The organism is Staphylococcus sp. NWU MKU2 (genome assembly GCF_033283605.1).
GTDB lineage: Bacteria > Bacillota > Bacilli > Staphylococcales > Staphylococcaceae > Staphylococcus > Staphylococcus haemolyticus.
On record NZ_JAVSMH010000002.1, the window covers coordinates 236,516 to 250,558 of the forward strand.

The 14,043-nt window shown below is 32.8% G+C and carries 13 protein-coding genes; 11 read left to right on the forward strand and 2 right to left on the reverse strand.

Translation table 11 applies throughout. From position 1 onward, the window contains the following. The first annotated feature begins 4 nt into the window (after positions 1-4). On the forward strand, positions 5-781 hold the full coding sequence (locus tag SBL15_RS04565; RefSeq protein ID WP_037536712.1) for a ThiF family adenylyltransferase: 777 nt from the start codon (positions 5-7) through the stop codon (positions 779-781). Between the two features lie 62 nt (positions 782-843). On the opposite strand, the gene SBL15_RS04570 is transcribed toward SBL15_RS04565, so the two are convergent. After that, a complete protein-coding gene (locus SBL15_RS04570) occupies positions 844-2,112 on the reverse strand; it encodes a replication-associated recombination protein A (RefSeq protein WP_317955295.1) in 1,269 nt (422 codons plus the stop codon). An 85-nt stretch (positions 2,113-2,197) separates the two neighbouring features. Between SBL15_RS04570 and cymR the strand changes: the two genes are divergently transcribed. Then, positions 2,198-2,620 (forward strand): cysteine metabolism transcriptional regulator CymR, encoded by a 423-nt coding sequence (gene cymR / locus SBL15_RS04575; protein WP_033080142.1) that lies wholly within the window; start codon positions 2,198-2,200, stop codon positions 2,618-2,620. A 139-nt stretch (positions 2,621-2,759) separates the two neighbouring features. Next, on the forward strand, positions 2,760-2,894 hold the full coding sequence (locus tag SBL15_RS04580) for an SAS049 family protein (RefSeq protein ID WP_011275593.1): 135 nt from the start codon (positions 2,760-2,762) through the stop codon (positions 2,892-2,894). A gap of 220 nt (positions 2,895-3,114) precedes the next feature. On the opposite strand, the gene SBL15_RS04585 is transcribed toward SBL15_RS04580, so the two are convergent. Next, the gene (locus tag SBL15_RS04585; protein WP_160380496.1) at positions 3,115-4,128 is read right to left on the reverse strand and encodes an LLM class flavin-dependent oxidoreductase; all 1,014 of its coding nucleotides are present in this window, start codon (positions 4,126-4,128) and stop codon (positions 3,115-3,117) included. 281 nt (positions 4,129-4,409) lie between these two features. Between SBL15_RS04585 and SBL15_RS04590 the strand changes: the two genes are divergently transcribed. From SBL15_RS04590 to SBL15_RS04625, 8 genes are all read left to right on the forward strand, one after another. Further along, entirely contained in the window at positions 4,410-5,549 is a 1,140-nt protein-coding gene (locus SBL15_RS04590; protein WP_107614234.1) for a cysteine desulfurase family protein, read from the forward strand. 2 nt (positions 5,550-5,551) lie between these two features. After that, complete coding sequence (mnmA, locus tag SBL15_RS04595; protein WP_107612313.1) at positions 5,552-6,664, forward strand: tRNA 2-thiouridine(34) synthase MnmA; 1,113 nt, start codon at positions 5,552-5,554, stop codon at positions 6,662-6,664. 200 nt (positions 6,665-6,864) lie between these two features. Continuing rightward, positions 6,865-7,536 carry a tetratricopeptide repeat protein gene (locus SBL15_RS04600; RefSeq protein WP_182477426.1) on the forward strand — a complete coding sequence of 224 codons (672 nt, stop codon included), beginning with the start codon at positions 6,865-6,867 and terminating at the stop codon, positions 7,534-7,536. Position 7,537: 1 nt separating this feature from the next. Then, on the forward strand, positions 7,538-9,979 hold the full coding sequence (locus tag SBL15_RS04605; RefSeq protein ID WP_107614236.1) for an ATP-dependent RecD-like DNA helicase: 2,442 nt from the start codon (positions 7,538-7,540) through the stop codon (positions 9,977-9,979). A 298-nt stretch (positions 9,980-10,277) separates the two neighbouring features. Beyond that, a complete protein-coding gene (gene alaS / locus SBL15_RS04610) occupies positions 10,278-12,908 on the forward strand; it encodes an alanine--tRNA ligase (RefSeq protein WP_317955297.1) in 2,631 nt (876 codons plus the stop codon). A 66-nt stretch (positions 12,909-12,974) separates the two neighbouring features. After that, entirely contained in the window at positions 12,975-13,235 is a 261-nt protein-coding gene (locus SBL15_RS04615; protein ID WP_011275600.1) for an IreB family regulatory phosphoprotein, read from the forward strand. Between the two features lie 3 nt (positions 13,236-13,238). Continuing rightward, the gene (ruvX, locus tag SBL15_RS04620) at positions 13,239-13,667 is read left to right on the forward strand and encodes a Holliday junction resolvase RuvX (RefSeq protein WP_107612316.1); all 429 of its coding nucleotides are present in this window, start codon (positions 13,239-13,241) and stop codon (positions 13,665-13,667) included. A 14-nt stretch (positions 13,668-13,681) separates the two neighbouring features. Further along, positions 13,682-13,996 carry a DUF1292 domain-containing protein gene (locus SBL15_RS04625; protein ID WP_011275602.1) on the forward strand — a complete coding sequence of 105 codons (315 nt, stop codon included), beginning with the start codon at positions 13,682-13,684 and terminating at the stop codon, positions 13,994-13,996. Positions 13,997-14,043 lie beyond the last annotated feature (47 nt).

Sequence of the window (14,043 nt, forward strand, 5' to 3'; positions counted from 1 at the left end):
TAAAATGAAACATCAATTTTCAAGAAACGAATTAGCATATGGACAAGAGGGATTAGATCTATTAAAAGAAAAAACAGTTGCAGTTCTTGGGGTAGGTGGTGTTGGTTCATTTGCTGCTGAAGCATTAGCTAGAACCAATATTGGTCATATTATTTTAATCGATAAAGATGACGTAGATATTACAAATGTCAATCGTCAAATACATGCACTCACTACAACTATCGGACAAAGTAAGGTCACTTTGATGGAAGAACGTATTAAACTTATTAACCCTGATTGTAAAGTAACACCACTTCACATGTTTTATACTGAGGAGACATATAAGGATTTATTTAATAATTATGATATTGATTACTTTATCGATGCAAGTGATACTATAATATATAAAGTTCATCTGATGAAAGAGTGTTTAGAACGAGGAATTAAGATGATTTCAAGTATGGGGGCAGCTAATAAAACTGATCCTACACGATTTAAAATAGCAGATATTTCTAAAACATATATGGACCCTATGGCTAAAATTATCCGTAATAAGCTAAAGCGTCAAGGTATAAAAAAAGGTGTACCTGTCGTGTTTTCTGATGAAAGCCCTATTGTAATTCGTGAAGATGTAAAAGCAACCGTTGGAGATGAAAACGCCATTAATCGTAAAGGGCAAATGCCTCCATCATCAAATGCATTTGTACCAAGTACAGTAGGATTAATCTGTGCGAGTTACGTAGTAAATGACATTTTAAAAAATATACCTGTACGCCGTATTAAGGATAAAGGAAATATTTAAATAATAGACTATGAATCAAATTTAAAAGTCATTTATAATGGCTAATTGATTCATAGTCTTTTTTAGTTTTTGTTTCTTAAATTATCATAAATAGTTTTAAATTGTTGTTCACTTTTTGATGTTGTTTTAGGCTCATAATAAATTTTATTTTTGAGTTTATCTGGCAAGTATTGTTGAATGACGTGTCCATTTTCATAGTTATGAGGGTACTTATAACCTATGGCACGACCCAAATCTTTAGCTCCAGCATAATGTCCATCTCGTAAATGGTCAGGAATTTGGCCAATATTACCTTTACGTGTGTCACTAAGTGCACTGTCAATCGCAGTGATCGCTGAGTTGGATTTAGGTGATAATGAAAGCTCAATTACAGCTTGGCTAAGAGGAATCCTCGCTTCCGGAAACCCCAGTCGCTCTGCCGATTGAATGGCTGCAAGCGTACGTTGTCCCGCATTAGGTGAAGCTAACCCTACATCTTCATAACTAATGACTAATAAGCGTCTTACAATAGTCGGTAAATCGCCAGCTTCAATTAATCTTGCTAAATAGTGTAATGCAGCGTTTACATCACTACCTCTTATTGACTTTTGAAAAGCACTCATAACATCGTAGTGCATATCTCCATCTTTATCGCTTACGAAAGCACCTTTTTGCAAACAATCTTTAGCATCTTGAAGAGTGATATGTCTAATTTCATTTTCAACTGAAGCACTTAAAACAGCCAATTCAAGAGCATTTAAAGCACTTCTAACATCTCCTTGACTTTGCGTAGCAAAGTACTCTAATGCATCTTCATCTACTTTGGGTTGATAATTAGCTAAGCCACGTTCAGAATCATTTAATGCTCTATTAATTGCGAGTCGCACATCATCATGATCCAATGAATACAGTTCGAATATTTGAGCTCTAGAGCGAATAGCTGGATTGATTGCATGATATGGATTTGAAGTTGTTGCACCAATTAGGACGATTTTACCATTTTCTAAATGTGGTAATAAGAAATCTTGTTTAGCTTTATCTAACCGGTGAATTTCATCTAATAAAAGAATGACTTGACCAGACATTTTGGCTTCTTCGACTACCATTTGCATATCTTTTTTTGAATTTGTAACTGCATTTAATTGTCTAAATTTATAATCAGTGCTACCAGAAATTGCTTTCGCAATACTTGTTTTACCAATGCCTGGTGGCCCATAAAATATCATTGATGATAATCTTTTGGTTTCAACCATTCGTCTAATAATGCCTCTAGGTCCTACTAAATGTTGCTGCGAAATGATTTCGTCAATGTTAGTAGGTCTCATTCTTGAAGCTAAAGGTTCTGTAGTCACTATTTTCACACCTTTCTAATACTATCTTAACTGAAAAAATGCTAGAATGGTATTATATATTATTCGAATTAAGTGAGGTAATGTTATGAAAATATCAACGAAAGGGAGATACGGCTTAACTTTAATGATTTCCCTTGCTAAAAGAGAAGGGCAAGGATGCGTATCTTTAAAGTCAATTGCTGAAGAAAACAGTTTGAGTGATTTATATCTCGAACAATTAGTTGGCCCTTTAAGAAATGCTGGTTTAATTCGAAGTGTTCGTGGTGCCAAAGGTGGTTATCAACTTAGAGTACCAGCTGACGAAATTAAAGCAGGCGATATTATTCGTTTACTAGAAGGTCCTATAACGATAGTCGAAAGTATTGAATCAGAACCACCTGCTCAAAAACAGTTATGGTTAAGAATGAGAGATGCTGTTAGAGAAGTATTAGATAATACTACTTTAAAATATCTAGCAGACTATGTCGAAACTGATGATAAACTTGATGGTTACATGTTTTATATTTAATTTTAAAAATATGTTTATATAAAATTGTGTGTGGTAAATAATAATTACAACAGTAAAGTACATTCTTTATTTTATATCTCAGAATTAACATGATACTTGATCGAAAAAATATTCTTAAATTTGAAAGGAGAATTTCATTATGGGATTCATGGATAAAGCGAAAGATGCAGCAGATAAATTTAAAAATAGCGATAACGAACAAGTTGATAAAGCTAAAGACAAAATCAATGAATATACTGAGAAAAACAACGATGACAAAAAAGATGATAAATAATTAGTTTTCAAGCGATAACATTTAATGTTATCGCTTTTTTATATCAAAAGAAGTATTTACAATTTAAGTAATTCAAAACATTTTTATTAAACTATATGTTGTTTTAGCACTTATAACTAAATGTTCATAAGCACATAAAAGGAGTGAGCTTAAATAATATCCCACTCCAAATTATGCCTTAATTCTCTCACTATCCATCAATATTAAATTTTAATATTGATTATTGATTCAATTTTTCAATAATATTCTGTAAACGAGTGAATGATTCAAATTGCTTTTCTTGATCATAAATATAGCTAATTCCCATGAGTTCATCAATTTCACCATATTCTTTAATAAATGCTTCTAACTTCTCTTTAACTGTTTCCTCTGAACCTATTAGCGAATCATTAAATCTTTGTTTAGCCATCTCAAATTCTCTAGGTGTTAGAAGAGCTTGTAAGTCATTTGTAGGTGGTTGTACTGGTTGCATTCTACCACGAGCAATACCAATAAATACTTGAGCTAAAGTGCTTGCTAAGTATTCAGCTTCTTCATCACTTTCAGCTACAATCGCATTCAAGCATACAATCATATAAGGCTTATCTAATACGTCAGAAGGTTCAAATAGTTCTTTATATATTTGAATTGCCTCTTTCATTTGCTGAGGTGCAAAATGTCCTGCAAAGACATAAGGTAATCCCTTACGTGCAGCTAAATGAGCTGAATCAGTAGATGATCCAAGAATATATAAAGGTACATTTTTACCTACAGCAGGATAAGCTCTTACATAAGCTTGTTTATTTCCAGGTCCAAAATAAGTTTGTAATTGTTCAACTTCTTCAGGAAACTCATAGACGCCATTATGCTGGTCACGTCTCAATGCGCTAGCTGTCATCATATCAGTCCCTGGGGCTCTACCTAAACCTAGATTAACTCTGTTTGGGAAAAGTGTTTCCATTGTTCCAAATTGCTCCGCAACTATTAGAGGAGCATGGTTTGGTAACATAATCCCTCCAGATCCAACTTTAATACGTTTCGTATGTTCAAGTGTATGTTGAATCAATAGAGAAGTTGCTGAACTTACTAAATTTGGTGCGTTATGGTGTTCTGCAATCCAGTATCTTTCATAATTAAGTGAATCTAACTTTTGAGCTAAACTAATCATATCCTCAATTGCTTCTTTATCACTCTGACCTTCTCTTATTGGAACTAAATTTAACGCAGATACCTTTAGATTACCCACAGTTTTCATCTCCTCATATAAAATTAATATGGTTCAGTTTAACAAGATATGTAGTTTAATTTATATTGAAATGCTCATAATCGATAATGTTAGTGAAAAAATATTGATACTTTAATTAATAGTACATTTAAAAATATTTATAAGTAAATGTGGGGTTAATTTTTAAAGTGGTTGAGTGTTAAAATATTAAATAATGGAAAAATTTATGTTTATAAACAACTATATAGAAAAAATTCTATTCAGGTGCTATTATAGGAACATTGATAATATTGTGAGGAGTGTACTTAAAAATGGAAGTATATGCAGATTATGCTGCAACTACACCTGTCAAACCAGAAGTAATTGAAGAGATGATGACAATTTATAAATCACATTTTGGTAATCCATCGTCTATTCATTCTATAGGAAGAGATGCACGTCGTTATCTAGATGAATCAAGAAGAACAGTTGCTAAATTATTGAATGCTAAGCCTAGCGAAGTCATTTTTACAAGTGGCGCAACTGAATCAAATAATACAGCTATTAAAGGATTAGTTTACGCAAATGAACATCTTGGAAATCACATTATTACAACTAAAATTGAGCATCATTCTGTCTTACACGTGTTTGAACAATTGGAAAAAGAAGGCTATGATGTCACTTATTTAGATGTAGATGATACAGGTGCAATAGATTTAGATCAACTTAAAGAAGCATTAACGAATGACACTATTTTAGTTTCAATAATGTTTGTTAATAATGAAGTTGGAACTGTTGAACCTATGTATGATATAGAAGATATTGTTAGCGAGTCAAACGCATTATTGCATGTAGATGCAGTTCAAGCAATCGGACACTTAGATGTTAATTTTGAAGATTTTAAAATGGATACTTTAAGTTTGACAGCACATAAATTCGGCGGTCCAAAAGGTGTAGGTGTCTTATTAGTTAGAGATAAAACCCCAATTGAGTACTCTCAACTAGGAGGAGAACAAGAAACTAAACGACGTGCAGGAACAGAAAATTTAGCACAAATTGTTGGTTTGACAAAAGCACTAGAATTAGCACATAAGAATAGGGATAATAATAATTTACATTTAATGCAATTAAAAGAATTATTCTTAGTTAGCCTACAAGAACGTGCGATTCCTTTTGAGGTAAATGGTTCTATAGTTGATACAACAGGACATATTCTAAATTTATATTTCCCATTCATAGACGTGGAAACCTTGCTAACACTTTTAGATCTAGCTAACATTTATGTATCTTCAGGTTCTGCATGTACAGCTGGTTCAACAACACCTTCTCATGTTTTAGCAGCAATGTATGAAGATGAAGAACGTGCTAAACACTCAGTAAGATTTAGCTTTAATGAATTAACAACTGATCAAGAAATAAAATATATCGTAGCTGAAATTCACAAAATATATCATAAATTTAAGGAGGAATAAATGTGTCTAATAAAGATATACGTGTAGTTGTAGGTATGTCTGGCGGTGTTGACAGTTCAGTCACAGCTCATGTGCTAAAAGAGCAAGGGTATGATGTTATTGGAATATTCATGAAAAACTGGGATGACACTGATGAGAATGGTGTTTGTACTGCAACAGAAGACTATAATGACGTTATCGCAGTATGTAATCAAATTGGTATTCCATATTATGCCGTTAATTTCGAACAAGAATATTGGGATAAAGTCTTTACTTATTTCTTAGATGAATATAAAAAAGGTCGTACACCTAATCCAGATGTAATGTGTAACAAAGAAATTAAGTTTAAAGCTTTTCTAGAGCATGCACTTAAATTGGGCGCAGATTACGTAGCAACAGGACATTACGCAAGAATACGTCGTCATGATGATGGCCATGTAGAAATGTTACGAGGTGTAGATAATAATAAAGATCAAACTTATTTCTTAAATCAACTATCTCAACAACAATTGTCTAAAGTTATGTTTCCAATTGGAGATATTGATAAAAAAGAAGTTCGTAAAATAGCAGAAGAGCAAGATTTAGCAACAGCTAAAAAGAAAGACTCTACAGGCATCTGTTTTATTGGAGAGCGTAATTTCAAAACATTCTTATCACAATATTTACCAGCTCAAGCTGGAGAAATGCGTACGTTGAATGGCGAAAAAATGGGAATGCATAGTGGATTAATGTATTACACTATTGGTCAAAGACATGGACTTGGTATCGGTGGAGATGGTGATCCATGGTTCGTTGTAGGTAAAAATTTAGAAGACAATATTTTATACGTTGAACAGGGTTTCCATCATGATGCACTCTATAGTGATTATTTAATAGCTTCCGATTTTTCTTTTGTAAATCCAGTTGATTTAGACAACAGATTTGAATGTACTGCTAAATTTAGATATCGTCAAAAAGATACTAAGGTGTTTGTTCAACGTGAAAGTCAAAATGCTTTACGCGTTACATTTGATGAACCAGTACGTGCTATCACACCGGGACAAGCCGTTGTATTTTATGATGAGGAAGTTTGTCTAGGTGGAGCAACTATCGATGATGTATTTAAAACAACAGGTCAGTTAAGTTATGTTGTTTAATTAAACAAACAAAAGATGGAGTTGTTAAGAGCCTGGGACATAATTCAATGCCTCAGGCTACAAATATATATTGGCAGTAATTGACTGGAAATATATTTTCGAAAATATTGTTTATGTCTTGCTCCCAAATACTACTACATCTTTATTTTATAAAATACTGCGTTTCTCGTAAGTTAATTTTAGGATTGGGTGGAATCATGATAACGAAACAAGATACGATTTATGAGTGGATTCAAAAGGGTCAACTTGAAGATGCTTTAAAAGCTTTATTTCAAAACATAGAAGAAGAACCGAATACTATTGAAAATTATATCAATGCAGGAATAGTATTAGCTGATATTAATGAAATTGAAAAGGCTGAGCGTTTCTTTCAACGAGCAATTACGATAGATGATAAAAATGGTGCAGTGTATTACAATTTAGCCAATCTGTATTACGATCAAGGTAAATACCGTGATGCTATTAAACTATATCAATTGGCATCTAAATACAATATGGATAAAATAGATACTAATTATATGATTGGTATGTCATTTAACCAATTAGATGCTCCAAAAGAATCTTTACCTTACTTTATGACTGCAGCAGAATTAGATAATAATCAAGATGCGGAAGTTCAATTTCAATATGGTCTGGCACTATGTCATCTAGAAATGTTTAACCAGGCTATAAATCAATTAAAAATTGTTTTAGCTATAGATTCAAAGCATGTCGATGCTTTATATAATCTTGGTTTAGCCACTTACATGGATACTGAAGATCTTGATTTAGCTATGTCTTATTTTGACAAAGCTATATCTATAGATCCAAATCACTTATTAAGTCAACATGCTAAGAAAACGTTTGAAGCTATAAAGAACGAGGAGGAGTAATATGTCTGACCCTACACTATTTGATTATTCAATGATTAAAGGTACTGTAGATGCTATTTTATTTCAAAATACTGATAATTTCTATACAGTCATTAAAGTGGATACAATTGAAACTAATGAATCATTTGGTAATTTACCAACAGTTGTAGGGTTCTTTCCAAATATTATGGAAGGAGATGTATACACTTTTAAAGGACAAGTGGTAGAGCACCCACGTTATGGCAAGCAATTGAAAGCTGACACTTTTGAAAAAGAGGTCCCTCAAACTAAGGATGCTATAATTACATATTTATTAAGTGACTTATTCAAAGGTATAGGTAAAAAAACTGCTCAAAATATTGTAAATACACTTGGTGAAAATGCGATAAATGATATTATGGCAGACGCATCAGTTTTAGAGAAGGTTTCAAATTTACCGAAAAAGAAACAAAAGCAGATTGCTGATCAAATTAACGCCAATCAAGAGTCCGAAAAAATTATGATTCGATTACATGATTTAGGCTTCGGACCTAAATTATCAATGGCGATTTATCAATTTTACCAATCCGAGACTTTAAACGTGCTCGAAAATAACCCTTATCAACTTGTTTATGATATTAAAGGAATTGGTTTTAATAAAGCTGATACATTAGCTAGAAATAATGGCATTAGTTTTAATGATCCAGAACGATTGAAAGCAGGATTATTATATACGTTAGAAGAAGAATGTATAAAACAAGGTCACACCTATTTATCACTAGATTATGCCATTGAAGTGACATTAGACATGCTAATGGATGCTCATTCCAGTGATAGCATCGATTCAAAACAGCTTGAAAATACTCTCGAATTATTAAATGAGGAACAAAAAATTATTGTAAATAATGAGCGAGTCGCCATCCCTAGTCTCTATTATTCCGAACTCAAAAGTGTTCAAAATTTATATCGAATTAAAACATACAAACATAAGCTAAAAGAAATAGAACAATCTGATTTGCAGATACATATAGGGGATATAGAGACTAGTAATAATGTGCATTATGCACCATCTCAAAAAGAGGCCTTACAAACTGCAATTAATTCTAAAATTATGCTTTTAACCGGTGGCCCTGGTACAGGTAAAACAACAGTAATCAAAGGAATCGTTGAACTTTATGCAGAGGTACATGGTCTTTCTCTTAATTACTCAGACTATCAAGAAGATGACTATCCTATTGTCCTGGCAGCACCGACAGGTAGAGCATCTAAAAGATTGCAAGAATCTACAGGGTTAGAAGCAATGACAATTCATCGTCTAATTGGATGGAATCAAGAAACACAACCAGAAGACATTCTAGATAATGAAATTAAAGCAAAGCTCATAATTATTGACGAAATGTCTATGGTAGATACATGGTTGTTTCACCAATTTTTAAGTGCAGTTCCCCTTGATGCACAAATTATTTTAGTCGGAGATGAAGATCAATTACCTTCAGTTGGACCAGGTCAAATCTTTAAAGATCTTATTGATTCGAAGGCAATACCACGAGTTAATCTAACTGAAGTTTATCGTCAACAAGATGGTTCAAGTATCATCGATTTAGCGCATCGTATGAAACACGGTGAGCCAATAGATATTACAAAACGTTATCATGATAGGAGTTTTATAAGTTGTAATGTCGATCAAATTCCTACAGTAGTTGAAAAAGTAGTTTCAAGTGCAGTTAATAAGGGTTATGATATGAGTGATATTCAAGTCTTGGCGCCTATGTATAAAGGTAACGCAGGTATTAAAAGATTAAATCAAGTATTACAAGATATTTTAAACCCCAAGGCACAAGATACACGAGAAATTGAATTTGGTGATATAAAGTTTCGTAAAGGTGACAAGGTTCTTCAGTTAGTTAATCGTCCTAATGATAATATCTTCAATGGTGACATAGGAATAATCGTTGGTATATTTTGGGCTAAAGAAAATGCTTTAAATAAAGATGTTATGGTTGTTGATTTCGAAGGTAACGAGATTACTTTCACTCGTCAAGATTTATTAGAATTAACGCATGCTTATTGTACATCTATTCATAAATCACAAGGGTCTGAATTTCCAATTGTACTTATGCCTATCGTTAAGCAGTATTTTAGAATGTTACAGCGACCAATACTTTATACAGGACTTACACGTGCTAAACAATCATTAGTATTACTTGGAGATTCAACCGCATTTGAGATTGGATTAAATACGCAAGGACAATTACGACATACACAATTGCAAGAGCTAATCTTGTCATATTTTGATATAGATCATAAAGAAAGTGATGTAACAATTTCAAATACTTCTGTGAATAAAGATGAAGAATCGATGGATACAATTTACGACGTTGATACTAAAGATGATCAAATCATTTTAAGTGAATCTACGATATATCAAATCAATCCAATGATTAATATGGGTGATGTTTCTCCTTATGATTTTGCTGAGCGTTGACATTTAGTTTGAAAATACTTAAAATAAGCTTAAGTTCGCATGAAGATGAGTAGGCAATTATAACTTATATAGAGATGTACTGGTTGGTGAAAAGTGCAATGTATATTGTTGAACGCTACTTCATGTCATTTTTATATTTTAATTGAGTGATAAATGTTTTCTATCAAGCGATAATTTTTGCAGCTTAAAGATAGATTGTTTATAACTAGGGTGGTACCGCGAAAACGTTCGTCCCTTTTTTAAGGATGAACGTTTTTTGTGTTTTTAGATAAGATATGTTGATATAGGAGTGTCGGAAATGAAAAATTTAAAGGCTAGTGAAATTCGTCAAAAATATATTGATTTCTTCGTCGAAAAAGGTCATATGGTTGAACCTTCAGCCCCTTTAGTGCCAATTGATGACGATTCATTATTATGGATAAATTCAGGTGTAGCAACTTTAAAGAAATATTTCGATGGTAGAGAAACACCAAGAAAGCCTAGAATAGTCAATTCTCAAAAAGCAATTAGAACAAATGATATTGAAAATGTCGGATTTACTGCACGACATCATACATTTTTCGAAATGCTTGGTAACTTTTCAATTGGTGATTATTTCAAAAAAGAAGCAATCCACTTTGCGTGGGAATTTTTAACTAGTGAAAAATGGATGGGCATGGAACCTGAAAAATTATATGTAACTATTCATCCTGAAGATATTGAAGCTTATTGTATTTGGAATGATGAAATTGGATTAGAAGAAAGTCGAATTATTAGAATAGAAGGTAATTTCTGGGATATCGGTGAGGGTCCATCTGGTCCTAACACTGAAATTTTCTATGATCGTGGTGATGAATATGGCCATGATGATCCATCAGAAGAAATGTATCCAGGTGGGGAAAATGAAAGATATTTAGAAGTTTGGAACTTAGTATTTAGTGAATTTAACCATAATAAAGACAACACTTATACACCATTACCAAATAAAAATATTGATACAGGTATGGGGCTTGAACGAATGGCCTCTGTTTCTCAAAACGTAAGAACAAATTATGAAACAGACTTATTTATGCCAATCATTAATGAAGTAGAAAATGTAGCTGACAAAAAATATTTAGTAAACAACGAACATGATATTGCCTTTAAAGTAATAGCAGACCATATTCGTACAATTGCATTTGCAATTGCTGATGGCGCTTTACCTGCGAATGAGGGAAGAGGTTACGTTTTACGTCGACTTCTACGTAGAGCAGTCAGATTTAGTCAAACTCTCGACATTAATGAACCATTTATGTATAAGTTAGTTGACATCGTTGCTGAGATAATGGACCCATATTATCCAAACGTTAAAGAGAAAGCTGATTTTATTAAGCGTGTTATTAAATCAGAAGAAGAACGTTTCCATGAGACACTTCAAGAAGGTTTAGCAATTTTGAATAATTTATTAGCTAAAGCTAAATCATCTAATAATGAAATTAACGGTTCAGATGCGTTCAAATTATACGACACTTATGGATTCCCAATTGAATTGACAGAAGAATTAGCTAGTCAAGAAAACATCTCTGTGGATATGGCAACGTTTGAAAAAGAAATGGATCAACAACGTACTCGAGCTAGAGAAGCTCGACAAAGTTCACAATCAATGCAAATCCAGAGTGAAGTTCTTAAAAATATTACCACTGAAAGCAAATTTGTCGGATATGAAACTACAGATTATCAGACTACGTTAACTGATTTAATTTATAACGGAGAGAAAGTTGAATCTGCTGAACCAGGAGAAACTGTATATTTCATTTTAAAAGAAACTCCATTTTATGCAGTTAGTGGTGGGCAAGTAGCTGATAAAGGAACAGTAGGTAATGAGAACTTTGAGATTGAAGTAACTGAAGTAACTAAAGCACCTAATGGTCAAAACTTACATCAAGGCGTCATCCAATTTGGTCAAGTTACAGTTAATAGTGATGTAGATGCAAGTGTTAATAGGGATGAAAGAAAAGACATCCAAAAAAATCATAGTGCCACTCATTTACTTCACGCTGCATTAAAAGAAGTATTAGGTGAACATGTAAATCAAGCAGGTTCGTTAGTTGAAAGTGAGCGTTTGCGTTTCGACTTCTCACATTTCGGTCCGATGACTCAAGACGAAATTGATCAAGTTGAAAGACGTGTAAATGAGGAAATTTGGAGAGGTATTTCAGTTAATATACAAGAGATGCCTATTAATGAAGCAAAACAAATGGGTGCTATGGCGTTATTTGGAGAAAAATACGGAGATATTGTGCGCGTTGTTAATATGGCACCGTTCTCTATTGAGCTATGTGGTGGTATACATGTTGATAATACTGCAGAGATTGGGCTTTTTAAGATTATAAGTGAATCAGGTACAGGTGCAGGCGTTAGACGTATTGAAGCATTTACTGGTAAGTCAGCATTCTTACATCTAGAAGATATTCAAAATAAATTTAATTCTATTAAAGATCAAGTTAAAGTTAAATCTGATAATCAAGTATTTGATAAAATTGTCCAGCTACAAGAAGAAGAAAAGAACCTTCATAAACAATTAGAACAACGAAATAAGGAAATCACTTCACTTAAAATGGGCAATATTGAGGATCTAATAGAAGAAATTAATGGCTTTAAAGTACTAGCTACAGAAGTTGAAGTTTCTAATGCTAAAGAAATAAGACAAACTATGGATGATTTCAAATCTAAACAACAAGATGCTATTATAATCTTAGCAAGTGATTTAGGTGAAAAGGTATCACTAATAGCAACTGTACCAAAAGAACAAACAGATAAAATTAAAGCTGGAGATATCATTAAGAATATGGCGCCATTAGTTGGTGGTAAAGGTGGCGGTCGTCCAGATATGGCTCAAGGTGGCGGTACGCAACCAGAGAATATCTCAGAAGCATTACGCTTTATTAAAGATTACATTAAAAAACTATAACTTTGTAATCAACTAGTGTAAAATTGGTGTATGTAAGATAATTCGTTTTAGAGGAGTGTCGCATCTATGGATAATATTGATAAAACAATGAAGTTTGACTATGAAGAAATTCCGAAAGATAATGTTGAAACAGTGTTAAACAACGTACACCGAACTTTAGAAGAGCGTGGTTACAATGCTGTAAATCAAATTGTAGGATATTTACTCTCAGGTGATCCTGCATATATACCTCGTCAAAATGATGCTCGAAATCAAATTCGCCACATTGATCGTGACGTTATCATGGAAGAACTCGTTTCAAATTATTTAAAAGAGAACAAGAAATAGTATATGTTAACGCACAAAATTTTGGGTTTGGATGTAGGTAGTAAAACAGTTGGCGTAGCTATAAGCGATTTAATGGGTTGGACTGCCCAAGGATTGGACACTCTAAGAATTAACGAGGAACTAGAAGATTTTGGTATAGATCAATTAGTGGCCATTATTAAAGAACATAACGTTGGTTCTGTAGTAATTGGTTTACCTAAGAATATGAATAATTCTATTGGCTTTCGTGGAGAAGCTTCGTTAAGATACAAGGAGTTACTCATAGAAAGCTTACCTGATATAGAGATAATTATGTGGGATGAACGATTAAGTACTATGGCAGCAGAGCGTTCATTACTTGAAGCAGATGTATCTAGACAAAAAAGAAAAAAAGTAATTGATAAAATGGCAGCAGTATTTATATTACAAGGCTATTTAGATTCAATCCAATAAAGGAGTAATAAACAATGACTGAACATAATCATAACCACGATGTAGAATTAGATATTAGTAATGAAGAAGAGTTATTAACTTTATTCGATGAAAATGGTAATGAAGTATTATATCGTAAAATGTTGGAATTTTACCATCCAGAATTTAAAAAAGAATATGTTATTTTAGCTGAGGAAGGTGCTCAATCTGACGATGATGACATGATTGAATTGATTCCAATGATTAATGAACCTGATGAATCAGGCGATGGTGGTAAATTAGTACCTATCGAAACTGATGAAGAATGGGACATGATTGAAGAAGTAGTTAACACAAACATGGAAGAATAGTTTTCTAGATATAATTCTTAATACTAAAACAAACTTAAATTAGCTGA